This is a genomic window from Bengtsoniella intestinalis (genome assembly GCF_039719005.1).
GTDB lineage: Bacteria > Bacillota > Clostridia > Oscillospirales > Oscillospiraceae > Oscillibacter > Oscillibacter intestinalis.
In genome coordinates this window covers 2,423,352-2,450,088 of record NZ_CP133584.1, presented here as the reverse complement: position 1 = coordinate 2,450,088, position 26,737 = coordinate 2,423,352, and the positions used below count along the sequence as shown (strand labels likewise).

Below are 26,737 nucleotides of genomic sequence, written 5' to 3'. Positions count from 1 at the left end.
GTCATTTTTGATAAAATATGATACACTACTTGACATAATATCTGATAATTGCAAAGGAGCCTTCTCTATGATTAGAATTACTGCCGATAGCACCTGTGATTTGCCACAAGCCTTGCTTGACCAATATCACATTGCCATCAGTCCTTTGGGTGTGGTAAAAGGCGATGCACTGTTCCGTGATGGCGTGGATATCACCACCCAAGCCATTGTTGCTCATGTGGAAAATGGTGGAGAAATCACCACCACCAATGCTGTGAATATTGCCGACTACTATTTATTTTTCCAAGAGGAAATCAAAGGCTATGATGGCCTCGTCCATATCAACTTGGGCGCTGGATTTTCCAGTTGTTATCAAAATGCTTGCCTTGCTGCCAGCGAATTTGAAAACGTGGTGGCCTTAGACAGCGAAAACCTGTCCATTGGCCATGGTATCGTGGTTTTGACCGCTGCTCGCGTAGCTGCCCAAGGTGGTTCTATCGAAGAAATCACCGCCGCGGTAAAACAAGTGCGAAGCAAGGTGGAAACCAGTTTTGTGTTAGAAACCTTAGACTATATGAAAAAAGGCGGTCGTTGCTCTACAGTTACGGCTTTGGGTGCCAATTTGCTCAAACTCCACCCCTGCATTGAGGTGGTGGATGGAAAAATGACCGTCACCAAAAAGTATCGCGGCTCCATGGAAAAGGTGATGGTCACCTACGTGGAAGAGCGCCTCTCAGGGCGAGAGGATATCGACCCCACCTCTGTCTATTTGGCCGATTCCTGCCATAACCCAGACCATTCCATTGTGGCCGCCGCCCACAAGGCACTCGTAGACAATGGAACCTTCGAACAAATCATCCCCACTGCCATCGGTTGCACCATTTTGTGCCACTGTGGCCCCAACACATTGGGGTTTGTCTTTGTGCGCAAATGATGCCTGATATTTGATTGCGACCAACGTATTTCTGGCTGATATGATAAACATTGCACCCCGTAGGAATGACCATTGGTCGCGCCTACGGGGTGCGTTTTTAAAGAAAGGTGCTTGCCAGCAGGCTTTCTTTTTCCACTCCGTGGAGGCTGCTGCCGCAGGGGCTTTCTTCGCCTCCGCCCCTTGTGGGGGCGGTTAATCCTTCACCCTGCGGGAGTTTTCTTTTGATAAACTTTTCCCACTCCGTGGGGGCGCTTGCCAGCGGGGCTTTCTTTTGTATCTGGCGAATTGTCAAGTCAAGTGCAACACTTTGTTATAAAAGACTTCGAGAGGAGTTTTCCAACCAAGGCATTTGCGGGGTCTCGTGTTTAGTTTGTAGGCGACATCTTGAATAAATGCATCGGATAATGGTGCAATGTCGCTGCGCTTGGGAATGTATTCTCGAATGAGGCCGTTGCTATTTTCGTTGGTTCCACGCTCCCACGGGGCATGCGGTTTTGGAAAGTAAAACTCCATGCCTAGCGCTGCTGTCACATCGGCGTGGTCTGTAAACTCCACGCCTCGGTCTGGCGTGATGGTATGGCGCATTTCTGGTGGCAGCTTAGAGAAAATAGCAATCATATTTTCTGCCACCTCAGCAGCAATTTTTCTCTGACATTTGGCTATGAACACAATTCGTGATAATCGGTCATTCAACGTTAACAAGCAGGCACCGCCTTTTTTGCCAGCTACAGTATCTGCTTCGAAATCACCCAGTCGTTCTCGCTTGTTGGCCGCATCTGGACGTTGGTCTAAATGGTTTGAAATCACCACTTTTCCTCTTGGTTTTTGCCCTCTCGGCTTTCCTTTGTGTCGAAGATGCCGTTTTGCGCCCTTATTTCCTTTCGATCTCTTCTCTTGTAATGTGTCATATTTCCCAGCATAAATAGCCCTGTAAATTGTGGTATAGCTGATTTGAATTGGTGAATTTTCAAAGAATAAACGGTTTTGAATTTCTTCTGGCGACCACTGTTTCTCAATGAATAACTCTTTGATTTTCTTATATACAATTGGGTTGTCTAGCTTCGCGTGGCGGCGACATTTTTTTCGTCGTACATGATATTTTTGCTCAGCTTTTACCGCCGAATACTCTTTTGTATTTTGATTTCTATTTCGTTTTACTTCTCGAGAAATTGTAGATACATTTCGCCCCATCGCTTGGGCTATAAAACGCAAACTTTTCTTTTCATACAAAAATAATAATAGATTTTCTCTTTCTTCTATGTTAAGATGTTGATAATGATTCATTGAGAGAATCTCCTTTCATGTTGTCCGCTAACACCATGATACATGATTTTTCTCAATGAGTCATTTATTTTTTTACTGTTGCACTTACAGTGTATATTCGCCAGATGCAAAGTAACCAAAAATCTTACACGTGGCAGATGACCACGCGTGGTCATCTGTCTCACGTGTTCCCATTTTATACGGATGGTGCGTATGAGTGGGTGCGGTGCTATTGGGTGGGTGCTTCACATCCGTTCGGCTTTTCATGTGGGATGCGCGAACCAACGCTGATTGCTGCCGCACAGTGTTCGTACGATGACATGGGAACACGCGTGTGAGGTGCCTAAGATTGTGGACGTCGATGGGTGCGGTGGCGTTGGGGGGTGCGCTGACCTGCGGTCAGCTTGATGTTGGGTGGTGCTGGCACCCTTGTAGGGGCGACCTGTGGTCGCCCGTCTTACCCAGCGCCACCAATCTATACCCCACATACATCCTAGGCACCCCTAAAAAACCCAAGCACCCCAGTGATGAATCCCCGTAAAATCCCCTTTTTTCACTCGACAGCAGTCGTCGTGAAAAAATCGTTTTTTGATTCTTTTTTTCGACAAAAAAAGAATGCCCCACCGGCAGGTGACCGCCCCGTAGGGGCGAACGAAATCATTCAAAGTGAATCGAAAAACGGACGCCCAATGGGTTCCTCTACCACGGGGTGGCACGCAAAAATCCCCTGTCCGAATGGACAGGGGATTGGATATTGCGCGTATTACAGCCGTGTCACCACAGGGATGACCATGGGGCTACGTTTGGTATTTTTATAGAGGTAATTGCTGACAGCAGTTTTCACTGCATTGCGCAGTTCCCCGTCGTCACGGTTGCGGCGGACAGGGGCGTTTTCAGCCGCTTGGTATGCAATGTTTTGCAACTCGTTCATCATGTCCCCAGATTCCTTCACGTAAATGAAGCCACGGGTGATGATTTCAGGTTGGCTCATCAGCTTGCCATTGTCGGAGGACAGGGGCAGTACCACCACCACCATGCCGTCTTCTGCCAGACGTTTACGGTCACGCATGACCACAGCGCCAACATCGCCAACACCAGAACCGTCCACATAGATTTCGCCACTGGGCACAGAGCCATTGACCTTCAAGGTGCGGGCAGTGATTTCGATGACGTTGCCGTTTTCAGCAATGGCAATGTGGTTGCGATCCATGCCCATATCCTGTGCCAATTGGGCGTGGAGATGGAGCATACGTTGTTCCCCGTGAACAGGGATGAAGAAACGCGGCTTGGTCAAAGCGTGGATAATCTTCAATTCTTCTTGACAGGCATGGCCAGATACGTGCAGCATATCTGCACGGTCATACACGGTTTTCACGCCCTTGCGGAACAGTTCGTTGATGACACGACCCACGGCGGCTTCGTTGCCAGGGATGGCGGAAGCGGAGATGATGACCTTATCGCCAGCACCCAAGTCGATTTGACGGTGGGTGGAGAAGGCCATACGGGTCAGGGCAGCCATTTCTTCCCCTTGAGAGCCAGTGGTGACAATCACTTGCTTGTTTTTAGGGAGAGATTTAATCTTATTGATGTCGCTGAGCACACCCTTGGGCACTTTCATATAGCCCAGTTCAGTGGACACTTTCATCATATTTTCCATGCTGCGACCAGTGACGGCAACCTTGCGACCCACGGCGGCAGCGGCATCTAGCACTTGTTGAATGCGGTGAACGTTGGAGGCGAAGGTGGTGACGATAATACGCTCTTCGCAGTTTTGGAATTGACGCGCAAAAGACTTGCCCACATTCCGTTCGCTGGGGGTGTAGCCGGGGCGTTCCACGTTGGTGGAGTCGGCCAGCAGTGCCAGCACGCCTTCTTTGCCCAGTTGACCAAAGCGCGCCAAATCGATGATGTCACCATCGATGGGGGTGGTGTCGATTTTAAAGTCACCTGTGTGGATGACGGTGCCCAAAGAGGTGGTGACGGCGAAGGCCACAGCATCGGCGATGGAGTGGTTCACGTGGATAAATTCCACGGTGAACTTGCCAGCGCGGACAGATTTACCGGGTTCTACGGTGATCAGCTTGGTTTGCTTGGTGAGGCCGTGTTCATCCAGTTTCAGCTTAATGAGGCCAGCTGCAAAACGGGTGCAGTAAATGGGGATATTCACTTGTTTTAAGATATAGGGGATAGAGCCGATGTGGTCTTCATGTCCATGGGTGATGAACAAACCACGGATACGCGCACGGTTTTTGATGAGATAGGTCACGTCGGGGATGACCAAATCGATGCCGTACATATCGTCGTTGGGGAAGCCCATGCCACAGTCCACAATGAGGATTTCACCACCACATTCGTACACGGTCATGTTCTTGCCAATTTCATCTAAACCGCCAAGGGGGATAATTTTTAGTTTTTCTGCCATATAATTGATAAGTCTCCTTTAAAAATGTTATATAAATACCTTCAAATAGACACACTACGACCTTGGGGATGGGAGTTTTTTGAAAAAATCTCACAAAAAAGGCATAACAGAAAGGGACGTCCACGTCTCTAATCGGCCCCGTATCGCCGTTAGAATGGGTTGCAACGTCATTGTCAGTCTGGTATTTGAAGTTATGATCGGGCGAAGCCCTTTATTAAACCAAGATGCCTGTTGGGTAGACATCGGTGAAATACAAAAGATAAGATGGTGGCGATGAATCTGCCTTCAAAGTGGCGCAGAATACCATGAGCGGTGGAGTATGATACATCGCAAAAGTCCTCTTAGATATCTGTATTGTATCATATTGGAAGAACTTTGTATAGCTTTTTTTGTCGAGTACACAAAAGGTTCACGTTTGGAATTGAAAAACACCTTGGTCTATGATATACTATTTAATATCTACGCCAATAGCTCAGCTGGATAGAGCGTCCCCCTCCTAAGGGGAAGGCCGGGGGTTCGAATCCCTTTTGGCGTGCCACGAAAAAACACCACCCGTTCAGGGCAATGTCATTTAGTTAAGAACTAAATGACAACTAAGAGCTAAAAGTGAAGAGTGAAAAACTATAGAAAACCGATTGCGTTTCCATAGTTTTTCACTCTTAGTCCTTAGTTTTTAGCTGTCATTAAGATAAGCAAAGCTTATCTTAATGACATTGCCGTTCAGGGTGGTGTTTTTTCGTCATTGCCTTGTATTCATTTGATAAATTGCTCAATTGAAAAATCAACCCACTGTGGTGGTGAACAAATCAATCAAAGTTTGAGCGTCTTGCGCTGCTTCTACAGGTAGCACCAGCAACATCACATAGTCCCCAGCGGTGACCACGTGACTATTAGATGCCCAACCTTCAATTTCGGCAGGATAGAATGCACCAGAGGTTTTTTGATATTCAACACGCGCATTGAAGAGCTCAGCAACGGTGGAAGTTCCATCGGTTTTGGCAATGGCAATTTCTGCAGCCACAGCACTCATCATGGGCATATAGACCACAAAATCACTGCTTGCATCTGCCAAGCCAGCATAAGTCATGTCCAAAAATTCCCCTTCCACCAGTGACAAGGCAGGGAATTCAACGCCAGCAGCAGTCAATGTTTCAAACAGGGATTGGGCGGTGACATCAGCAGTGGCAGGGGCTTCTGGTTCGGTGACTTCAGGGGTGACAGGTGTTTCGGGTGCCACTTCAGGGGTCGTGGGCGCAGGGGTCACTTCGGGGTAGTGGTTGCTTCGGGCACAGTTTCAGTCGCGGTAGATTCGGGCGCAGTTTCAGGCTCGCCGACTGTTTCGGGAACAATCACATTTTCAGTGAAATCATCGTCGGGCAAAGATGCCACAGCTTGTTCGCCGTCCAACTCATTCATATTAGGAATTTCGGTGTTGTCAGGGTCAAGAATTTCAGTTTCACCGGTGACGTCTTGCTCCACATCGTCTTGTGTGGAATCAGCATTGGCGCAAGCCACCAAAGACAAAATCATGGTAGCTGCCAGCAACAGGGCAAATAGTTTTTTCATAAAATAAGTACTCCTTGAATCATGTTGTTTGTTGTTCTTTTTGGGTTTGATATGTCTTTAGACGGCGGACACGAAAAAAAGTTCCCTGTTTTTTTAAAAATTTTTTTAGCCTTAGGGATTGCAATTTAACCTTGGATTGCGTATACTATATTTGTTGTCTATGGAGATGTATCGAAGTGGTCATAACGAGAACGACTCGAAATCGTTTGGTCGGTGTTGAGCCGGCCCGTGGGTTCGAATCCCACCATCTCCGCCAGACTTAGTGGCCAAAAAAGATGCGCCACAGAAAACACCATACGAAAGTGTGGTGTTTTCGCATTTCAGCAGAGAAAACTGCGATAAATATATCAAAAAAGTTCAGATGAAATCGTCTGTCTCTCGTGAAAAAAATTTAACGTGAAAATGGATGCAAACAGGCAAAAGACGTAGTTGGTGGGAGTCGAACCCCTCTTTCGCCTCAACAACCATAATAATACCTTGGAATTGCCCTAGATTTTCGGTTTTTACCGAGAATCTAGGGCTTTTTTCGTTCTGTTGGTTCTCCACGAAGTTGGGGGCGGTTCTTTGGTGGTTCTAGTGAATAGCTTTCCATAGACTTTAGGCTTATACTTGCCTTGCGAATCACCAAACAAGGAGGTCAGCCACTATGGAAACCAAAAACCTTTGCGCAGCCATCTCGTTAGAACTGCACGAAAAAATTAGCCAGAACCGAGAGGCCAGCGGCCTCACCACCGCACAGTACATCACTCAGATACTCACCGACTACTACACACAAAAAGAAAATGGAGGTAACAACATGGCAAACACTAGAACGATGGCATTCCAAATCAGCGAGGAGCTATTCCAGAAAATCAAATCCCACCTCGAACTGGAGACCGCACGCACCGGCAAGAAGCTGACCCAGCGAGACTTTGTGCTGGGGCTCATTGAAACCGCACTAGCTGACCCTACTGCAGAACCCACCGCTTAAACACATAACCTCTATAAGCCACGGCTGACACTCCAACAACTTGGACTGTCAGCCGTGGCTTTTTTCATTTCAAGGAGAACTTTCATGCACGACAAATTCACCGAGCAGGAAATGACCATCGCCAAAGACACCGACCTCCCAGACCTTATCGCCAGTCTTGGCTACCACGTCAAGCCCATCGGACGGTACCACACCCTTGCCGAGATGGATAGCATCCGCATTAAAAATCGCAGGACATGGAAACGGTACTCCGAGGGTGTGGGTGGTGACGCCATCACCTTCCTACAACACTTTCAGAACATGACCTTCCCCGATGCCGTCCGCTATCTGCTAGGGTTCAACGGTCATGCGAGAGACAGCCCCCTGTTGCCCCGTGTCAGCCCCAACGTGCCAACCAAAGAGCCACCGAAACCGTTCACCCTGCCAGAAAGAAATGCCGACCATCGCAGGGTATTCGCCTACCTTCGCAAGCGAGGGATCGCCCCTCAAGTCATCCGTGGATTTTTGGAAGCAGGGCTTCTCTACGAGAGTCACCCCCACCACAACTGTGTGTTCGTTGGTCGAGATGGCGCAGGCGAACCATCCTTTGCCACCCAACGTGGCACTTATGATATGGGTAAAAAAGCCTTTCGAGGAGATGTGAGTGGCAGTGATAAAACCGTAGCATTTCCACTGGGTAGCGCCCCAGACAACCCCACTCTTTTTGTCTTTGAAGCCCCCATCGACCTCATGTCCTATCTGACGCTGAATCGCCATATCACTAGCAATGCCCTTGCTCTGTGTGGGCTGTATGATGGGGCTTTGGAGCGATACCTCAAGGAGCATCCTCACATCAAACACATCACCCTCTGTCTCGATGCAGATCACTGGGGGCGCAAGACTGTGGGTGAGCTGACCGCCAAATACGAGGGATTGGGCTACACCGTAGACAGCCAAGAGCCAGCCCACGGAAAAGATTGGAACGAGTGGCTCCAAAAACAACATAAGCCCCAAGAAAGGGGGCGATAACCAAATCAAAGTACAATATTTATAAGGAGAAGAACATCATGAAAAAACTTGCAATCACCCTCTGCGTTGCCACCATGCTGGCAACCACAGCCTTTGCCACCAATGCCATCTACCCCACATCAGTGGAGGAGTTCACTGGGGGCGAGGAGTACCGCATCCACAAAACATATCAGCTATCTCGCACCGATGACCCTGCCCTCATTCCCACCGATGACTTTGAGCGCAATGGTTTGACCTACACTCTGCTAGATGTGACACGCACTGACACCGTGGGCGTGGACGTTATCCAACACACCGAATCGGTGACACAAGCTAGTTCCACCAATAACACCGACACCGTTCTCACGCAACTATCGCCCACTCTGGATGTGACCACGCAGGATGGCTATGTGGGCACCCTTGCTCTGGATGTTGATTCGGTGGAGATTGCCACCGATGGCTATGCCACTGGGAGCCGTGACCACAGCGCCACACGCACCTACCCCAACCTCTCGGACAGCGATTTGAGCCTTATTCCCAAGTCGGTGGAGGAGGACGGCAGAACCCTTGACCTCGCTGACATTCAGTGGGAGGAGAGTTTGCAGAGCGATGGCATTGGTGGCACCGTCACCCGATACACCGCCACGGCGACCTACACAGGCACCTCCACCTACCAGTACGCCACAGGGTATACCGTCACTGCCAATTACACTGGTGAGGTGGCGAAAACCGATGTGGACATCGTAGAATATACCGCCATGTTCGGCGGCACTGTGACCGCTGAAGAAGTGGTGGAACTTCCAGAAATCGTAGCCAGTGATGATGACAGCTCCAACAACATCCTCTACATTGTAGGCGGTGGGGCAACGGTTCTCATTCTGGGCTACGGTGTGTACCTTCTCATCAAACGAAAAAGGGGGACTACATGAGACTAAAAGCATTACTCACGGCGCTGATGCTGTCTGCACTTTTGGTGCTACCGGCCAGCGCCTACGACATGACCATCTCTGGTGCGGATCAAGCAGACTTTGCCAGAGCTACTTCGGATGACACCTTCTATGTCACCGAGAGCAACAACCAAAATTTGAGCAAGGACACTGCGGTGGTACCGCCCAACATGGGTTACACGGCATCTGCCACAGTGGGCACCCTCCTCAATCCCTACGCCGCCACTTGGGATGTGACCAGCACCGTCAGTGGAACGGCAGTCAGCACCACCACCTATGCAACCACCACTTACAGCACTAGCACTTCGCCAGTGTTCACCTCTGTCAGCAGTTGGATGTATGACGCCAACGGCAGTCTTGGCACCCTCACCATTCCCTCCATCGGGCTGAGTGTTCCTATTTACGAGGGCACCGATAGTGACTCCCTCGCCTTGGGCGCAGGGCATTTTGAAACCACCTCCATCTGGAGTGGTAACGTCTGTCTGGCAGGACACAACCGTGGTGTCACCAATCATTTCGGGCTGATTCACACCCTGACCACAGGGAATACAATCACCCTAGAAACCGCCATGGGCAGCCGCACCTATGCCGTCACCAGCGTGGAGAAAGTTCTGGAGACTAACACTTCTATGCTGTCCGCCACCAGTGGCAACCAGATTACATTGGTCACTTGCGTGATGGATGAATCGGAGTACCGCTGGGTAGTGACGGCTGTGGAGGTGTAGCTTTCTGCCCAATTCTATCGCCACAAATTTGTCCATAGTGGTGATAGCTATTGTACCCACCGCTGTGATAGTGTGTTGTGCTAGAAACGAGGTGAGCGACAATGGAAGAAAAAATCATACAGGCACTCTACCACGGCAATCTCGACCCTGCCAATAAATCTGTGGTTCGAGGTAGTGACTACGCAAAACAGTTATCCATATTGGATAGCACCGTAGATACCCTAAGAGAAACCATTAGCCCGGAGGAAAAAGAACTGCTGGATAAAGTTCTGTCTACATGGATGACCATGGAGAGCATCTGGGGTGAAACACGGTTCGTGGAAGGTTATAAACTAGGCGCAAGGTTAATGCTAGAAGTGTTCATGAAAGGCGACAGCCAGTTCGTAGATATTTGGGAGTGAGCGAACTGAAATCACCCCCTAACTGTTCGGGAAAATTCCTCGACAATCCTCCACGGCTGTGATAGTGTTACTGATACCAAGATGAATTTTGAAGGAGGTACACACTATGAAAAAGAAAGATTTCGCAGCAGGACTGGTGCTAGGAGCCGTTATCTTCGGAGCCACCCCAGCCATCGCCAGTGGCATTATCGCAGAACTGTCTAGCCAACCCATCTATGTAGACGGGGTACAGGTGGAAATGACCGCCTACTCAATCAATGGCAACAACTATGTAAAATTGCGTGATATTGGCGAAGCCGTAGGCTTTGACGTATCGTGGAACAGCACCGAACAGAGGGTGGACATCGACAGCACCAGCCCCTACACCGCCGACGATACAGTGGTGGTGGACAGTACACCCCATACGGTGGCAGAAATGGTCAGTGAAACATACCTCTCTAGCAATGATACCAAGACCTCGTACCAAGTCACCGTTACCAACCAGACCATTGACGGTAAGCTGTCCAACGGACAAGACCCCACAGAGGAAAACATCCGAGCCATGTTGGAAGAAATCATAGCAATCTATCCGCAGTACACCTCATGGGGAGCGACCTACAATGATGGCGACCTCCACTGGTACGAGGGGCATACAGCTTGTAATTCCTACGCTTACATGGTGAGAGATATCCTCTACGGCACGGATTGTGAACCTGCAGAGACCCTGACCGACCTATCCCAAGTGCAAACAGGCGACATTGTGTATCTAAAAAACACTAGCACAAACAGAGGGCACTGGATGGTGGTTTCTGGGGTGGGCACCAACTCCCTCGGAATGTATATCAACAGCATGAGTGGCAACTCTAACGCAATGGTCTTTGTTGATGCCCCATATTATCTCAGTGCCGCCCAAGAGGAATACCCCGACTCGGTGATTTACCGATACTATTAAAATTCAATAAATACCCAAAGCCGTCGGTTTCAAATCTGAAATCGACGGCCTTTTCATTTCTAAAATTTAAGGAGGATTTCTTTATGACTATGACCGTATCCAAACGATGGCTGTCTCTCTTTCTCGTTCTGACGCTTGTTCTGGGGCTATTTAGCCCCATGACGGTGGCCTATGCTGCAGAGACCAGTAGCACCGCCCCCACTGATGTGAAGGTGCAATACAACAATGACGATGATTGGCTAGGCAAATATTACTCGGACAATCTCGCAAGCAACGTCAATGTTCGCACCATCCGCAGTACCTATACCTATGGTGGTGAGTCCGTCAGTAGCTATGCATTTTGCCTAGAGCATGGTGACGGACTAGACGAGGACGACACCTATACCTACGTCGAAGAACGCACCAGCTATGCCGCAGCACCATTCATCGCTTTTATGCTTACTGGGGCGAGGGTCAACGGTTGGGACGATGCCACCATTAAGTCTGTGCAGGGTTGGGTTAATGCGGTGGTCTGGTTGACCGAAGCAGGGATGTTTACTGACCCTACCGATCCCGACCAAATTACCATGGCAGCAGAGGAGCGTGTAGCCGCCCTCACTGCTGCATTCCCTAGCACCGAACACACACTAGAGGCATCCGTCGAACTGCTCAATATGATTGTCTCTGGCTACAATAATGGCGATTACGGAAATTGGAGTTTCTATGTGTACGAGACTGACAATGCCGCAAACCAGAACCTAATGATTGCGGACTACACCCTAGATTTAACTGAATATTGGGGCTATGTTCAGCTCAATAAGACAGACGAAAGTGGCAACCCTCTGAGTGGTGCCGAGTTCACCGTATATGAAGGCTCTCTGGTTCGTGGTACGTTAACCACAAATTCTGCTGGCTATGCGGTGTCAGATATGCTTCAACTATCTAGCAGCTCTGCAACCCTGACGGTGGTGGAAACCAAAGCACCATCAGGCTATGTGCTTTCGGGACAGACCTACACAGTGAATGTGGATAGTGTCGCTAACGCTACTGCAGCTACAGCTGCTTGGGTCAATGGCGGCAATGCGATACCCAATACTATTTATGAAATCCCAACTGAGTATGTCATTCTAAAAACCGATGCGGCCACTGGCGAGCCTTTAGCTGGGGCTACATTCCGATTGGAACACGTCACCAACAATACCACCTATGACTTGGTGACTGATAGCAGTGGATCTATTCAACTTCAGTGGCTGGATAGTAGCGCAGATAACTACATCACTCCCGGCACCTATGCCGTCACAGAAACCAGTCCTCCCGTGGGTTACTCTCTGTCTGACGCCAAAGTGGAGACCCTTACATTCGAGCTACTGCCTGTCTATAATGACGATGGAGATTTCGACCACTGGGAGCAAAACGACCCCGGTCAGCTTGTTTACGAAAACCCTGCTGACAATACCATTCGTTTCACCAAAATTGATGCCGACGGCAATGTGCTGGACGGTGGCACCTTCAACGTCTACAAAGACGGCACCCTACTGGGGCAGTACGAGGGTGGCACCATTGTGCTTTCAGATTTGAAAACGGGCTACTACACCTTCGAGGAAGTCAGCCCTCCCTCTGGGTATGTCATGTCCAGCAATCCATACGCCAGCGTGTATGTGGATGTGACGGACACGGCAACTGATACCTACTATCTGTCCATGATTAACTATGACTATCCCGACATTCAGATTAGAAAGTCTGACGCCACTGGACTAGGGCTTGCAAATGCTATATTTGATGTTCAAATTGATGGCACCTCCATCGGTCAAATCACCACCAATTCCATTGGTGTAGCGACTATCAGCTATGCACAGTATGGCGAATTTCTAAGCAGTGCCAACAATAGTTGGACTGTTACTGTGACAGAGGTGCAGGCCCCAGAGGGATATTTGATGAGTGATACCAACGTCATCACCGCCGAGCTTCAAAAGGGACAGAGCCTTGCTACATTGGAATTCACCAACGAGAAAATCCCGGAGATCGAGATCATGAAGGTAGATGCCGCCACCAATCTCCCTCTGGCTGGCGCATCTTTTGAGGTCTATATCGACGGCACTCTGTTGGGTACCTACATCTCCGATGACAGTGGCATCATCACCTTAGATTACAACGATTACGGTAGCAAATTTGATTTGACAGCTGATAGTTGGGTTATCAAAGTAGTCGAGGTGGATGCCCCAGCAGGATACGATTTCAGTAATGTTACTGTGCAGGAGGTTACTGCGGTCAGTGGACAGACAACCATTCCTTTCGTATTTGCCAACTACGAATATGCGCAAATTGAAATCTATAAAGTGGACGAGGACACCAATGAACCTCTTGTGGGCTCCCTGTTCAAAGTGTCCCTTGACACGCAGGTGTTGGGCTTTTTCACCACTGGTAGCGACGGCAAAGTTGTCATCAGTTATGCAGATTACTATGAATTTCTAGGTGTCACAACCGACGACCAGTGGACAGTTGAAGTAGAAGAAATCCGTGCCCCATCGGGCTACTTGCTCAACGCAGATAACATTCAGACAGCGGTGTTAAATCGCAACCAAGGCCTAATTACATTTAGCTTCCAGAATGAAATTTACCCCGAAGTCCACATTTACAAGACTGACAACAATGGCAACCCACTGGCAAACACTCTGTTTTCCGTCAGCATAGACGGCACCGAGTTCGGGCAGTTCTGGACTGACAATAGCGGTATGATTACCCTTACCCATGACACTTACGGTGATTTCCTTGGCGACAGCGGAGCCGACAGCTGGACGGTGACGGTTACAGAAGTCCAACCCACCACAGGTTATTTGCTCAGTGGCACAACCACCTCCACACAGGAGGTCAAGCGTGGACAGGCCGTGGCTGAATTTACCTTCGCAAACTACGAAGTCCCCGAAATCCAAATCCTCAAAACCGATTCCAGCACTGGCGAACCCCTTGCAAATGCGGAGTTCTCCGTCTCTATTGATGGTGTATCCATCGGTAGCTTTTACAGCGACGCAGATGGCCTAGTCCTGCTAGATGAAGCCAATTATGGCACCACTTTTGACCTCTCCGCCGATAGCTGGCTGTTCACCGTGGTGGAGGTCAACCCACCCTCTGGCTATGCGCTCAACTACGAGACCACCCAGAGTGTAACCGTCACCGCAGGGCAACTCACTGTCCCTCTCAATTTTAGCAACTACGAATATCCCGAAATTAAAATCACCAAAACCGACGCTGATACCAATGAGCCTCTGGCTGGTGCCATCTTTGAAGTCGCCATTGATGCTCAGACTTCCGGCACCTTTACCACCGGTGAAAATGGTGAAATTCTCATCACCTATGACCAGTATTATGAGTACCTAGACCGTGATGCAGATAGTTGGACGGTAACCGTCCAAGAGCTGAACGCCCCCGGCGGATACTTGATGGATGGCAACATCCAGAGTGCGGAGTTGAAGCGCAACCAAGGCTTGCTGACATTCAGTTTTACCAATGCCGCCTATCCCTCCATCGTTGTAGAAAAGCGCAGCTCCGTGACCAGTGAACTGTTGGAGGGTGCCACATTTGATGTGACGATTGATGCTACCCACATTGGCAGTTGGACGACCGACGAAAACGGTCAATTCACCATCACTTACGCTGAATATGGTGGCTTCATCGGCAACGACACCAACGATGGATGGACAGTCTATGTCACCGAAACCCAAGCCCCAGACGGGTACCATGATGCGGAGATTGCTACCCAACAAGCCCAAATGTATTACGGGCAGTCTTTGACACCTTTTGTGTTCATCAACGTGCCACGCTCTGACCTGTTAATCACCAAAACCGACAGCCTAGATGGTAGCCCTCTGGAGGGTGTAACCTTTGAAGTCAGCCGAGATACCACCAGTATTGGTACATTCAAAACGGATGCCAACGGTGAAATCTTGATTGAGGACTTAGAGATTGGCACCTACACTGTCACCGAGGTGGACACCATCTACGGCTATGTGTTAAATGACACCCCCCAGACGGTAGAAGTCGCTATGGATGACAACATTTTCCTCTACACCCTCAATTTCGAGAATGACCGCCAGCCCACGTTGACTGTCAATAAAATCGATAGCATTACTGGCGATCCCATTCTTGGGGCACTGTTCTCTGTGACTTACCAGAGTAGCAAGACCAGTACAGGTGAGGAACAAAACCTCGGCACCTACTATACGGATGCAAGCGGACAGTTTTCTCTAATTGCACTGGATGAAGGCTGGTACACCGTGACTGAACTTGAGCCAGCCGATGGTTACTCTCTTGCGGAACCTCTAGTGCAGGAACTCCATCTCAGCGGTAACGAGAATGCCGAGAGGACCTTCGAAAACATCCCTCTCTCTGCTATCGTCATTTGGAAGCGAGATGCGGAGGACTCCTCCATTGTTCTAGCTGGTGCCGAATTTGAAATCAGCTATCTGGAGGGCAACAGTGGTACAGGCGGTACGGTTATCGGTCGCTACACCACCTCCGCCAACGGTTCCGTCACCGTCACAGGACTGGAGCCCGGCACCTATGTCATTGAGGAAGTGGTCGCTCCTACTGGCTATGAGTTGAACACCGCCACCCAGACCGTCTACATCTCTGGCGATGAACAGGCGGTGGTGACGGTGGACTTCCGCAACTATAAAATGGCGGATTTGGTGATTATGAAGCAGGATTCTGTCACAGGAGAAATGCTCTCTGGTGCCAAGTTCAAGATTACCTATTCCGACGGTACTGTAGTGGGCAACTCCAATGGCTACTACACTACGGATGCCAATGGACTCATCACCATCAGCGAACTGGAGCATAACGCAACGGTCATTGTGCAGGAGGTCACTGCCCCCGATGGATACCTTCTTGACGAGACACCCCAGACCATCCAGCTCTCGCAGGGGGAAGCCTATGTGCTGACCTTTGAAAATGACCCCATGGGTGGACTTCGGATCACCAAGACAGACGCTGAAGATGGTGACCGCATCTCTGGTGTGAAGTTTGAAATCAGTCACATGAACGGCGAATTGATTGGCACCTACACCACTGACTCTAACGGCAGAATCTACCTCACAGGGCTAGAGGACGGTTGGTACACTGTGGTGGAAATCCAAGCAGCGGATGGATATATACTCGACGACACCCCCTATAATGCGGAGGTCACCGCAGGAGAAATCGCTACCCTCACCATTGAAAACAGCCAGATGTCCAACATCCTTATCCGCAAAGTGGACAGCGAAACTGGCGAGGGGCTGTACGGTGCGGTGTTCATGGTCTACGACTCCACGGGCAACCCCATCGGCGAGTACACCAGTGACCACAGGGGCTACGTCTACATCGACGACATCCCCGATGGTCGCTATAAAATCCGTGAAATCACCGCCCCAGAGGGGTACCTCCTCGATAGCGAGTACAAAACCGTCACCGTCCGCTATGGGTATAGCCCCGAAATCCTTTGGGAGAACACCCCCATCTTAGGTCAAATTCAAATTATCAAAACCTCCGCAGACTACAACTCCACCAACGGTCTTGCCGCTGGCACCCTCCTAGAAGGTGCAGTGTTCGAGATTTACAACCGCAGTGGCACACTGGTGGACACCATTGTCTCTGGTAGCAACGGTCTGGCGGTGTCCGAACCACTCCCACTGGGTACCTACTATATCCGTGAGATTCAAGCCCCCGACAACTATTCCATCAGCACAGAAACCGTCACCGTCTATCTGGAATACGAGGGGCAGATTGCCCGTGTGTCCATCACCAACGAGAGCCTGACCACTGGGGTGTCCATCGCCAAGACTGGCCCTTACGAAGTGATGGCAGGACAGCCCATCCGCTACACCTTCTCTGGCATCGCCAACACCTCTAGCGTGAGTTTGAATAACTTCTATTGGAGAGATTATCTCCCTTGGGAGTTCGTGTTGGAGACCGTCACCACTGGCACTTACAACTTCACAGGCACCTATAAAATCGTGTACCGTGTCAATGACGGCGATTATCTGGTGTTGGCAGATAACCTGTCCACCCTGCAAAACTATGAATTACTAGCAAGCCCAGAAGCCTTGGGCTTGGGCAGCGACCAGCGAGTGACGGAGATTATGTTTGTCTTCGGACAGGTGCCCACTGGCTTTACCCAGACCACCGCCCCCAGTCTCTACGGCACCGTCAGCAGCGCCGCCACAAGTGGCGCCAGCTTCACCAACGTGGCAGAAGTAGGCGGTCTCTACAATGACCAATGGGTGCAAAACGTCAGCCGCTGGGTGACCTCAGTGTATGGCTTGCCTGTGACGTTGCCTCGTACTGGATATTAAATCATCCAACCCACCGCCCCGTGCTTCCCAGTGAAGCACGGGGCCTTTTTCTATTCTAACAACAAAAAGGAGAACACAATTATGTTAAAAATCACTGCACTGGGCAACCTCACTGGCGACGTTGTCCTCAAGACCAATGAGACCACCGGCAAGCATTACGCCACCCTCCGTATTGCATCGGATCGTCGATACAAGGACAAAGATGGCAACCCCTACACCGATTTTATCTCTGCCAAGGTCTACGGCAGGCTGGCAGAGCTGTGCGCCCAGTATGCGTACAAGGGTTGCAAGCTGTTGGTCGTGGGCGACTTCGAGACCATCCAGATTGAGGATTCTAATGTCCCTGCTTTTCTTGTGAAAGCCAATCAAGTGGAGTTCCTCTCTCGCCGCCCTGTGGAGGAGTCTGCTGAATGAGAAACACTGGAACCGAGTACACCAGCGATCAGCAAACCCCTGTCATTCTGGATGAAATGCGAGACTTTCTCCCTGCGCTGAGTGAAGAATCCCTGTCTGCCCTTACCGCAGATATCCAGCAGAACGGCTGTTACGCCCCCATCATCGTCAACCAAGACATGGTGATTGTGGACGGACACAACCGCCAGCGTATTTGCACCGAACTGGGCATCCCCTACAAGCTGGTGGTGTTTGAGTTTGCCGACTTGCTGGAAGCCAAGGAGTGGGCGTTGGAGACCCAGAAAGGCCGCCGCAATCTGGAGAAGTGGGAACTGGGCAAGATTGCCCTCAAGCTTCGTCCCGACATTGAAGCGAGAGCGCAAGCGAATTTGACGGCAAGTGGAGGTAATCACCAAGAAAAAGCGGGTTTGGCAACATTGCCAAACCCGCTTTCAGCTGTCAATACCAGAAAGGAACTGGCTGATTCCGTAGGCATTGGGGATCGAACAATGGGCAAAGTCATGAAGATTGATGACTCTGCCCCACAGGTCATTCGAGATGCCCTCGACAACAAGGAAATCTCCATCAACCGTGCCTATCAGATGTTGCGTGAGCTGGAAAAACTGCCAGAGGACCAGCGTGAACAGGCTGCGCAGGATTACATGATTTTAGAGCGTGGCAAAGAGGAACTGGCTGAGAGCGACCGCCAGATCAATGAGGCCACAAAAATTGCCAAGATTTTCATCAAAGCCTTTGAAATGGCCATTGACCTAAAGCCCACCGAGCAAACTGTCCGCCATTGGGTGGACTGTTGCCGCATGACCCCCGACGAGATGGAATTGGGCGCAACTGAAGCCGACGAGGTTGCAGAGAAATTCCTCACCATCTCGAAAATTCTCCGTGAAACCATCATCCCAACCGATTGGAGGAACCAATATGATAGAGACAAGACACTATCAGAAACCGAACCTACCCCCAGCTGCTGAGTGCGAAATTTTAGAGCGACTGTCTGAAAATTTCAGCATTAGCTCAGAAGAAATCGCACAAATTCTCAAGCGACATGATGTTTCTGGCGACCCAGAAGCCCTGCAGCACAGCTATCGCAAACGACTAGGCCAACGACTGATGGCAAGCTTCCGTGATGAAGGTGGGAGCAGAGCGCTCCTCTCCTCTGGGCGCACCTATGTGGTGTTGGATTGTTGCAATGACCAGAATGTCCTGCAAAAAATCGATAAGCGACTGAGCGCAGATATGGCAGGACTGGATAATTCCATCTATCAAGTAAAAAAGAGAATGGGTCGCCTAAATCGATTCAAAATGCCAAGATTGGAGGAATTAGCATGAGCGAAGAATATACCGAACTGAAGCTATACAGCCCCCTCACTGGCGACTTCACCCGTGACCAGCCCCTGTTTGAGGAGGACTACGAGGAGAGCTATGACTACGACCAGCCAGAGGATATGGATGCCGAGGATTTGGCAAACTTCCAAGAAGAAATTGAGGCACGCATCGCCAAAGAACCCATGTATGACGACAATGGGCGAGGGTTGATGGCATACTACCACGGACTGGAAAGTGTGGATGACAAAGTCCACTCTGTCCATCCCACAGTGGAGACCATTGACGGCAAGCTCTATGGCGTGACAGTGTGCAAACTGAAAGCAGAGCTGACCAGTGAGGAACTGTCTGCACTGAAAGAATATTGCACTGGACAATATTCGGACGGCTGGGGCGAGGGCTTCGAACAGCGAGACATCGACTGTGGGGATGGCTCCTTCTGTGTGCATTTCTGGCAGTGGAAGGACTTCAAAATCCAGACCAAAGAGGAGTTTGAGGTGGATCGTCTCCCCAAGCGCACCCCACACACCCCCAAGCGAGGAGGGGATGCACGATGAGCGACACCATCACCATTGGCATCGACCACGGCTATGCCGCCATGAAAACCACCCACTGCACCTTCCCTAGTGGCCTTACCGCCTATGACCATGAGCCATACACCCAGAAGGATGTCCTTGAAATCGGTGGCAAATACTATGTGGTGGGCAGTAGCCGAGGTGGACTTCAAAAGGACAAAACAGCCACAGAGGACTACTACCTCCTCACCCTCGCAGCCATCGCCAAGGAACTGTACTTTCGTGGGTGTGACCCCACCGCCACTGTCCATCTCGCCGCAGGACTGCCCCTCACCAGCTTTGGTCGAGATAAGGAGTCCTTCAAACACTATCTGCTACGAGATGGCAAACCTGTCTTTTATCGTTATGAAGGGGTCAGTTATGCCATCACCATCAGCAAGGTGAGCCTGTTTCCGCAGGGCTATTCCGCTATCCTCACCCAGAGCAGTCTGTTGGATGAACCCTCTGTTATTGTTGCCGACATCGGTGGCTGGACGGTGGATCTCATGCGACTGGACAACCGCATCCCCAACGCCGCTACTTGCCGTAGCTTGGAGCTGGGGATGATTTCTTGTCTGGATGAGATTGCCGAACAGGTGCGCCGCAACCTTGGACTGTCTCTCACCACCGCCCAGATGGAGTATGCACTCCGTGGCGAAGGGGGGCATTTGACCCCAGGCACCCAGAAAATCATTCAGACGGAAGCTGGCAAGTACATTCAAAAATTGCTGTCTGCCATTGCAGAGACTGGCTTGGATGCCCGTGCCATGCCCGTCGTATTCCTCGGTGGCGGTGCCAACCTCCTCAAGCGCCACTTGCCCCCAGTGTCGCCCCTGTGTCAGCCCATCATCCTCGATGACGTGGCGTTAAACGCAAAGGGCTATGAACGGCTTGTGGGGCAGATGTCGAGGGCTGTGGGCAATGGCAAATAGACAGCGACTAAACCTCTCCCTCAACCTCCGCAATCCTCGCCACCGCAAGGTATGGGAGACCCTGTCTGCCATTCCCCAAGGTCAGCGCACGGAGCTGGTGTGCTCTTTGATTTTGAAAGAAGAAAGCACCGTTCCAGAGGATTTGTTGCGGAAGATTATCCGTGAGGAGTTGGTAGCACTGCAATACCCAATCAACCAAATACCCGAACCCAAGGCCGAGGACGTCAGCGATGATGTCCTCGGCTTTTTGCGTTCTCTTTAGAAAGGGGGAAATTTATCTGATACGTTATTTTGATATGTTCGCAGGGATAGGCGGCTTTCGCTCTGGCCTAACCCGTGTAGGGGATTTCCAGTGTGTGGGTCACTGCGAAATCGACAAGTACGCCCACGCAAGCTATACCGCAATCCATGACATAAAGGAGGGTGAGCGCTATTACCCAGATGCACGACAAATCGACCCCAATGAACTCCCAGACTTCGACCTACTCTGTGGAGGATTCCCCTGCCAAGCCTTTTCTCAAGCTGGTAAACGACAGGGCTTTGAAGATGCCAGAGGCACTCTGTTCTTTGAAATTGCCCGTGTGGTTGAAGCCAAACGACCTCCATTTCTGCTGCTCGAAAATGTTCCCGGTCTCCTGTCGCATGACCAAGGCCGCACGTTTACTACCATCCTCAATGCGCTATCGGACTTGGGGTATCATGTGGAATGGACAGTGCTTAACAGCAAACATTTTGGAGTGCCCCAGTCAAGAAAGCGGGTGTTCCTTATCTGCTATCTTGATTCCCGATGCGCCGGAAAAATACTTCCTGTCTTCGGCACAGGTGGCAAAGCTCTTGTACAACTCGTCGCAGGTCGGCAGGGCAACCGAGTCTACGACCCCGACGGCGTAGCCTGTACCCAGACTTGTAGCTCTGGTGGTATGGGTGGAAAAACTGGCTTTTATCTGGTGGGCATTAACCGCCGTGAGGGATTGACCCAGCCCAAAGACACCGCTACCACCCTCACCACCAAGGCGTTCCGTGGCATCAACCGCAACGCTACCCAGAACGCTGTGTTGGTAGAACCACTACCCATCAAAGAAGCCACCAAGAAAGGCTATAAAAACGCTCTGCCCGGTGACTCGGTGAATCTGGGCTACGCAGGAAGCAACACCCGACGTGGCAGAGTGGGCAAGGACATTGCCCATACCCTCGACACTGGTAGTAGCACCCAAGGGGTGGTGCAGGGCGGTGGTCGTATCCGCCGTCTGATGCCCCGTGAATGTCTGCGACTGCAAGGGTTTGAGGAAAGTCAGATTGACAAAATCCTCGCCATCCAGTCGGACACACAGGTCTACAAGCAAGCTGGTAACAGCGTGACAGTGAACGTGATTGAAGCCATTGGGCGCAACATCCGCACCACTTGGGAGGAAATCTATGATAGGAATTAAAGACCAGTGCTTCGGCGTGGAAGTGGAGCTGACAGGGATTACCCGTGAGCGAGCAGCCAAAACGTTGGGAGAATACTTCGGCACCACGCCCATCCATGTGGGTGGTGTGTATGACAAGTGGGAAATCCCCGATGAGCATGGGGAGAAATGGACCATCATGTACGACAGCAGCATCCGTGCTGAACGTAAGACTGAGACTGGCTATGTAGCCACGGATGTCAATGCGTTCAAAGTGGAATTTGTTACCCCCAAGCTGACCTACGACAAACTGCCCATCATGCAGGAGTGTGTCCGACAACTCCGCAGAGTTGGTGGCAAAGTAAATTCTTCCTGTGGCATCCATGTCCATGTGGACGGTGCCAACCACAACCGCCAGTCCCTCAAAAACCTCATTGGGCTGATGTACTCCAAGGAGGATATTCTCTTCAAAGCCTTGCAGGTCAACGAGGGGCGTGCCCAACGCTGGTGCCAGAAGGTGCGAGAACCCATGCTGGTGCAGGCTCGCAAGCTGTCCTCAGACGAGACCAAGAACCTCACCCAGCTAGAAAGTGTGTGGTACGAGGGCAACAACGGAAGTCGTGAGCATTACAACCACACTCGTTACCATGCGTTAAATTTACACTCTATCTTCTTTCGTGGCACGGTGGAGTGGCGGTGTTTCAACTCCACCCTCCACGCTGGCAAGGTGGCGGCCTACGTCAATCTTTGCCTCGCCATCTCCGCCCAAGCCATCGCCCAGCGGTCTACCGTCATGCGGAAAACCCAGAGCGAAAACGAAGCCTTCACCTTCCGAGTCTGGTTGGTACGACTGGGGCTGAACGGTGATGAATTTAAGAACACACGCAACCACCTTCTGGAACACCTCGACGGCGACAGGGCGTGGCGATACGACAAGAGCAATTACGATGCAAATAAAAAGAAACCTAAAAATAGATCGGAGGCAAGATAATGAAAAAATCCATGCACATTCAAGTTGACAACAACCACTTCTACGGCACCGCCGTGGAGATTTTGGGGCAGATGCGAGGGTTGCAGTTTGACCCCACAGAGTACCCCGACGATGAAACCTACCTCTGGCAGCTGCAAGCCAATTACATCCGCTTTGTGGGCAAGGAATGCCCCATTCCCAAAGGCGATTTGGAGACACAGGCTGCTGCCATGTTTCGTCGTTTAGAGGGCATCGGTGCCCTGCGGTTTGTGGAGGATGCAGATGAAATTCAGTGATGTCCTTTATGGCATCCGTCATTGCACTCGACTCCGTGGCGTGGACAATGAGATGAAAAACCTACAGGCGGAAGTGTCCTATGCCATGGAAAAGATTGAGCAGATGAAGAATGCAGAGTGGGATTTGACTATCAAACTAGAGGATGCACTGACCCACCTAGAACGTGATAGTCAGCAACTCGCTCTGTGTGGTGAAGCCCTCAAAGATGTCTGCGATTCTAGCAAGGTGGACGCTGAACCCCTCTATGATTTAGTAGCGCCATACCTCGACCCAGAGGGGTGGACACGCTATCAAATTGCAAAGGAACTCACTGGTGTTAATGTCTATTCTGACTTTTACACGGAAGATAATCTCGGCTATTTTGAGGGCGACACCGCCACCGTTCATATGCGATATTTAGAAGCTTCTGCGTTCAGAGCAGTGGAATATGAAATCATGCCCAACACTTGCTATGAACGTGCTGTGCTGGGTGAGGTAGACTGCAACGCCCCATCCTATCTGGAATACCGAGAAAAACTCCACCAACGCACCTTGGAGAAGTTGGGCTGTGTCAAAGAAAAACAACCGCAAGACAGAGCAGAACCGCCCACTCCCACCAAAACGAAAAAGAACACCAAGGAGGTTCGATGATGAATCCCAAATCCCAATCTAATATCTACTACTTCGCCTATGGTAGCAACATCAACCTAGACCAGATGGCGTACCGTTGCCCCAATGCTGAGCCACGGATGGCGGTGACGCTGGATGGCTATGAGCTACTGTTCCGCAGAGGTGGCTTCGCTACCATTGCCCCTAAAGAGGGTGGACAGGTGCAGGGTCTTATCTGGAAGTTGACCCCTCAGTGTGTGGCATCGCTGGATGGCTACGAGGGCTACCCTCGTTTCTACGACAAGCAAGCTGTCTGGGTGAAAAGCCTGTCTGGGGCGAAAGTCCCCGTGATGACATACGTCATGACAGAGGAACATACCAAAGTCCCCACCATGCCCACCGCCCACTACTATGACGGCATCCTGCAGGGATATCTGGCAAATGAAATGCCCATCGAATCCCTAAACTCCGCAGTGGAGCATTGCAGAAAAGAGGTGGCTGAGATGGAGCGTAATGTGCCTATTCAAAAGAAAAAAGGAGGACAAAATCATGAGCGATAAAATGACGGTACTGGTGGTAGAGCCACTAGCCAAACCCTACACCAAGGAAATCGACACCGACTACAAGGCCATGCAGAAAGAGGTGGGTGGAACATTCCAAGCTGTCTACCCCTATGAGGACATGGTTGCGCTGATTTGTCACGACGAGGGCAAGCTGATTGGCTTACCCCCAACCGCTTTTTGCACGACGAGTCTGGCAATGCCTATGACATGATTTGTGGCACTTTCTTGGTGGTGGGACTAGGCGAGGAGGACTTTGTGTCCCTCACCCCAGAACAGCAGGAGAAGTTCTTCAACCACTTTGCCAAGGGGTGGATCGTTGCTATCCCAAAAGAACCCAAAACCAATCACAAAGGAGCAAAACATCATGAGAGATAACTACATTTTGACCGCCGAATCGGTCACAGAAGGACACCCCGACAAGCTGTGCGACACCATTTCGGACAGCGTACTGGATGCCTGTCTACAGAGCGACCCCCACGCACGAGTGGCCTGTGAAACCCTTGCCACCGCTGGAAAAATCGTGGTTGCTGGTGAGATTACCACCAAGGAACTGCCCGATATCCCTGCCATCATCTCCAAAACTGTCTGCGAAGCTGGGTATGGTGCTGTGCAGTATGAGATTGAGGTACTGACCCACAATCAGAGCCGAGACATCGCAGGTGCTGTCTCCAAGCGAAATGAGACAGGCGCAGGAGATCAGGGCATTATGTACGGCTACGCTTGCAATGAGACTGCCGAGCTGTTGCCCCTGCCTGTGGTGCTGGCCCACCGTCTTGCCAAGGCACTGACGCTGAGCCGTGTCCATGGCTACATTGATGGTCTGCGACCCGATGGCAAGGCACAGGTGTCTGTGGAGTATCATGGCGACCAGCCTGTGCGAGTGTCTGCTGTTGTCCTTTCCTGCCAGCACGATGAGGATGTGGACTTCTATGAGCTGTGCAACACCCTCCGTGAAGATGTGATTGAACCCTCCATCTGGGAGGTGCCTTTGGACGGGCGAACCCAAATTCTCATCAACCCCTCTGGGCGATTTGTGGAGGGTGGCTTTGAAGCGGACACTGGTCTCACTGGTCGTAAGCTGATGGTGGACACCTACGGCGGTCTTGCCCCTCACGGTGGCGGTGCCCTGTCTGGCAAGGACGGTACCAAGGTTGACCGCAGTGGTGCATACATGGCACGATACATCGCCAAAAATCTGGTGGCAGGGCGGCTGGCAGATCGTTGCACTGTCACGCTGGCCTACGCCATCGGCAAGGCAGAGCCTGTGGCAGTGGACATCGACACTCACGGCACTGGCAAGTATGACGAGTATCTGCTGGAGTGCGCTGTCCGTGCGCTCTTTGACCTGACTCCCGACGGCATGATGGAAACCCTCAAGCTGGATCACCCCATCTTTGCCCAGTTCTGTAATTACGGTCACTTCACCCACAAGAATGCCCCTTGGGAGCAGACCGACTTGGGGGATATTGTGGCTGAATATTGCTTCAAAAAAGAGCGTGGCACCTCTGGACGATAAGGGGGCGTGTGCATGAAAAGTTACTATGAAGATGAACTGCGAAGCATCTTTGAGGGCAACCCCTATTTCACCGATGTACGATTTGAGGGGCATAAATGCCGAGCAAAGGTGACCCCAGAGGTTGAGATTGTGGCTGAATTTTTGTTGGACGTCAACCAACAGCTTGCCTACGGATTAAAGGCACAGGTCATTCGCAAGGGCTTCCGACTGCCCCAAGAAGCACAGCTTCAGTTTTCCGAAGTCCCCACATTAAAGGACACCTTCGGCGCAGGAAAGATTGGCTTTCCTCTTTCTGGGAAGCCACTTCCCAACTGGCCTCGTCGGTCACCCACGCCAGAGCAGTACCAGAGCATCGCCCAAGAACTACAGGAGAAGGTGCAAGATGTCTATGCACCGCCCACCCTGCACAAAGTCACCTTTGATGACCTTGCCCCTGCCTCGGAGGTGTTCAACTTCGCTGATGAGCTACTCCAAGGTCGTCCATCCCACAATCATATCAAGTTGACCGCCCACAAGGATGGCAGATATACCGTGGAATTTCAGACCGAGCCTAGCCATGTGATGGCACTGGTGGGAATGTTGGCAGAGAAATATCCCCACACCCATATCCGCTACCGCTGGGGTACTGCCCCTCATCTGCGAGACCAGCAGGAGTGCAACTACCACGGCAGCCGATTGCCCATCGAAGAACACCATGTCAAAGATGGCGCACCAAAAAAGAAGAAAGGGCAGGAACGCTAATCCTGCCAAAATCAAAATGAGGAGGTA

At 50.9% G+C, this 26,737-nt stretch carries 25 protein-coding genes, 2 tRNA genes and 1 pseudogene; 24 read left to right on the top strand and 4 right to left on the bottom strand.

Annotated features, from left to right (window positions below):
* The first annotated feature begins 67 nt into the window (after positions 1–67).
* Positions 68–913 carry a DegV family protein gene (locus tag RFF05_RS11700; RefSeq protein ID WP_409967265.1) on the top strand — a complete coding sequence of 282 codons (846 nt, stop codon included), beginning with the start codon at positions 68–70 and terminating at the stop codon, positions 911–913.
* 288 nt (positions 914–1,201) lie between these two features.
* Here the strand turns inward: RFF05_RS11700 and RFF05_RS11695 are convergent, their stop codons facing one another.
* Both RFF05_RS11695 and RFF05_RS11690 read right to left on the bottom strand, forming a co-directional pair.
* A complete protein-coding gene (locus RFF05_RS11695) occupies positions 1,202–2,197 on the bottom strand; it encodes an IS30 family transposase (protein ID WP_409967264.1) in 996 nt (331 codons plus the stop codon).
* Positions 2,198–2,939: 742 nt separating this feature from the next.
* Positions 2,940–4,598: a ribonuclease J gene (locus RFF05_RS11690; protein WP_409967263.1), complete on the bottom strand. Its 1,659-nt coding sequence runs from the start codon at positions 4,596–4,598 to the stop codon at positions 2,940–2,942.
* 461 nt (positions 4,599–5,059) lie between these two features.
* Here RFF05_RS11690 and RFF05_RS11685 point away from each other — a divergent pair.
* Positions 5,060–5,136: transfer RNA gene (locus RFF05_RS11685), tRNA-Arg, on the top strand.
* 243 nt (positions 5,137–5,379) lie between these two features.
* Here RFF05_RS11685 and RFF05_RS11680 read toward each other — a convergent pair.
* Positions 5,380–5,835 (bottom strand): DUF4358 domain-containing protein, encoded by a 456-nt coding sequence (locus RFF05_RS11680; RefSeq protein WP_409967262.1) that lies wholly within the window; start codon positions 5,833–5,835, stop codon positions 5,380–5,382.
* 23 nt (positions 5,836–5,858) lie between these two features.
* Positions 5,859–6,164, bottom strand: a complete 306-nt coding sequence (locus RFF05_RS11675; protein WP_409967261.1) for a hypothetical protein — start codon at positions 6,162–6,164, stop codon at positions 5,859–5,861.
* A gap of 162 nt (positions 6,165–6,326) precedes the next feature.
* Between RFF05_RS11675 and RFF05_RS11670 the strand changes: the two genes are divergently transcribed.
* From RFF05_RS11670 to RFF05_RS11565, 22 genes and pseudogenes are all read left to right on the top strand, one after another.
* Positions 6,327–6,420: transfer RNA gene (locus RFF05_RS11670), tRNA-Ser, on the top strand.
* Positions 6,421–6,810: 390 nt separating this feature from the next.
* Positions 6,811–7,134, top strand: coding sequence for a hypothetical protein (locus tag RFF05_RS11665; protein WP_409967260.1), 324 nt, complete (start codon positions 6,811–6,813; stop codon positions 7,132–7,134).
* An 84-nt stretch (positions 7,135–7,218) separates the two neighbouring features.
* Positions 7,219–8,142, top strand: coding sequence for a DUF3991 domain-containing protein (locus RFF05_RS11660; RefSeq protein ID WP_409967259.1), 924 nt, complete (start codon positions 7,219–7,221; stop codon positions 8,140–8,142).
* A 38-nt stretch (positions 8,143–8,180) separates the two neighbouring features.
* Positions 8,181–9,050 (top strand): hypothetical protein, encoded by an 870-nt coding sequence (locus tag RFF05_RS11655; protein WP_409967258.1) that lies wholly within the window; start codon positions 8,181–8,183, stop codon positions 9,048–9,050.
* Entirely contained in the window at positions 9,047–9,793 is a 747-nt protein-coding gene (locus RFF05_RS11650) for a class D sortase (RefSeq protein WP_409967257.1), read from the top strand. The genes RFF05_RS11655 and RFF05_RS11650 overlap by 4 nt, the downstream gene beginning before the upstream one ends.
* Positions 9,794–9,894: 101 nt before the next feature.
* On the top strand, positions 9,895–10,194 hold the full coding sequence (locus RFF05_RS11645) for a DUF6809 family protein (RefSeq protein ID WP_409967256.1): 300 nt from the start codon (positions 9,895–9,897) through the stop codon (positions 10,192–10,194).
* A gap of 106 nt (positions 10,195–10,300) precedes the next feature.
* Complete coding sequence (locus tag RFF05_RS11640; protein ID WP_409967255.1) at positions 10,301–11,125, top strand: stalk domain-containing protein; 825 nt, start codon at positions 10,301–10,303, stop codon at positions 11,123–11,125.
* Positions 11,126–11,208: 83 nt separating this feature from the next.
* Complete coding sequence (locus RFF05_RS11635; RefSeq protein WP_409967254.1) at positions 11,209–17,430, top strand: collagen binding domain-containing protein; 6,222 nt, start codon at positions 11,209–11,211, stop codon at positions 17,428–17,430.
* A gap of 81 nt (positions 17,431–17,511) precedes the next feature.
* Entirely contained in the window at positions 17,512–17,844 is a 333-nt protein-coding gene (locus RFF05_RS11630) for a single-stranded DNA-binding protein (protein ID WP_409967253.1), read from the top strand.
* Entirely contained in the window at positions 17,841–18,809 is a 969-nt protein-coding gene (locus RFF05_RS11625; RefSeq protein ID WP_409967252.1) for a ParB N-terminal domain-containing protein, read from the top strand. Before RFF05_RS11630 ends, RFF05_RS11625 begins: the two co-directional genes overlap by 4 nt.
* Positions 18,760–19,167, top strand: a complete 408-nt coding sequence (locus RFF05_RS11620; RefSeq protein ID WP_409967251.1) for a synapsin-1 (Synapsin I) — start codon at positions 18,760–18,762, stop codon at positions 19,165–19,167. The genes RFF05_RS11625 and RFF05_RS11620 overlap by 50 nt, the downstream gene beginning before the upstream one ends.
* A complete protein-coding gene (locus RFF05_RS11615; RefSeq protein WP_409967250.1) occupies positions 19,164–19,718 on the top strand; it encodes a hypothetical protein in 555 nt (184 codons plus the stop codon). The genes RFF05_RS11620 and RFF05_RS11615 overlap by 4 nt, the downstream gene beginning before the upstream one ends.
* On the top strand, positions 19,715–20,647 hold the full coding sequence (locus RFF05_RS11610; protein ID WP_409967249.1) for a plasmid segregation actin-type ATPase ParM: 933 nt from the start codon (positions 19,715–19,717) through the stop codon (positions 20,645–20,647). The genes RFF05_RS11615 and RFF05_RS11610 overlap by 4 nt, the downstream gene beginning before the upstream one ends.
* The gene (locus tag RFF05_RS11605) at positions 20,637–20,909 is read left to right on the top strand and encodes a hypothetical protein (protein ID WP_409967248.1); all 273 of its coding nucleotides are present in this window, start codon (positions 20,637–20,639) and stop codon (positions 20,907–20,909) included. The genes RFF05_RS11610 and RFF05_RS11605 overlap by 11 nt, the downstream gene beginning before the upstream one ends.
* 34 nt (positions 20,910–20,943) lie before the next feature.
* The gene (gene dcm / locus RFF05_RS11600) at positions 20,944–22,077 is read left to right on the top strand and encodes a DNA (cytosine-5-)-methyltransferase (protein WP_409967247.1); all 1,134 of its coding nucleotides are present in this window, start codon (positions 20,944–20,946) and stop codon (positions 22,075–22,077) included.
* Positions 22,064–23,026 (top strand): amidoligase family protein, encoded by a 963-nt coding sequence (locus RFF05_RS11595; protein WP_409967246.1) that lies wholly within the window; start codon positions 22,064–22,066, stop codon positions 23,024–23,026. The genes dcm and RFF05_RS11595 overlap by 14 nt, the downstream gene beginning before the upstream one ends.
* Complete coding sequence (locus tag RFF05_RS11590; protein WP_409967245.1) at positions 23,026–23,301, top strand: hypothetical protein; 276 nt, start codon at positions 23,026–23,028, stop codon at positions 23,299–23,301. Before RFF05_RS11595 ends, RFF05_RS11590 begins: the two co-directional genes overlap by 1 nt.
* Positions 23,288–23,932 (top strand): hypothetical protein, encoded by a 645-nt coding sequence (locus RFF05_RS11585; protein ID WP_409967244.1) that lies wholly within the window; start codon positions 23,288–23,290, stop codon positions 23,930–23,932. Before RFF05_RS11590 ends, RFF05_RS11585 begins: the two co-directional genes overlap by 14 nt.
* On the top strand, positions 23,929–24,450 hold the full coding sequence (locus RFF05_RS11580; protein WP_409967243.1) for a gamma-glutamylcyclotransferase family protein: 522 nt from the start codon (positions 23,929–23,931) through the stop codon (positions 24,448–24,450). Before RFF05_RS11585 ends, RFF05_RS11580 begins: the two co-directional genes overlap by 4 nt.
* Positions 24,404–24,828 (top strand): annotated as a pseudogene (locus RFF05_RS11575) (DUF3846 domain-containing protein). Before RFF05_RS11580 ends, RFF05_RS11575 begins: the two are co-directional and overlap by 47 nt.
* A complete protein-coding gene (metK, locus tag RFF05_RS11570; RefSeq protein WP_409967242.1) occupies positions 24,818–25,969 on the top strand; it encodes a methionine adenosyltransferase in 1,152 nt (383 codons plus the stop codon). The pseudogene RFF05_RS11575 and the gene metK overlap by 11 nt, the downstream one beginning before the upstream one ends.
* A 12-nt stretch (positions 25,970–25,981) precedes the next feature.
* Complete coding sequence (locus RFF05_RS11565; protein ID WP_409967241.1) at positions 25,982–26,710, top strand: hypothetical protein; 729 nt, start codon at positions 25,982–25,984, stop codon at positions 26,708–26,710.
* Positions 26,711–26,737: the final 27 nt, after the last annotated feature.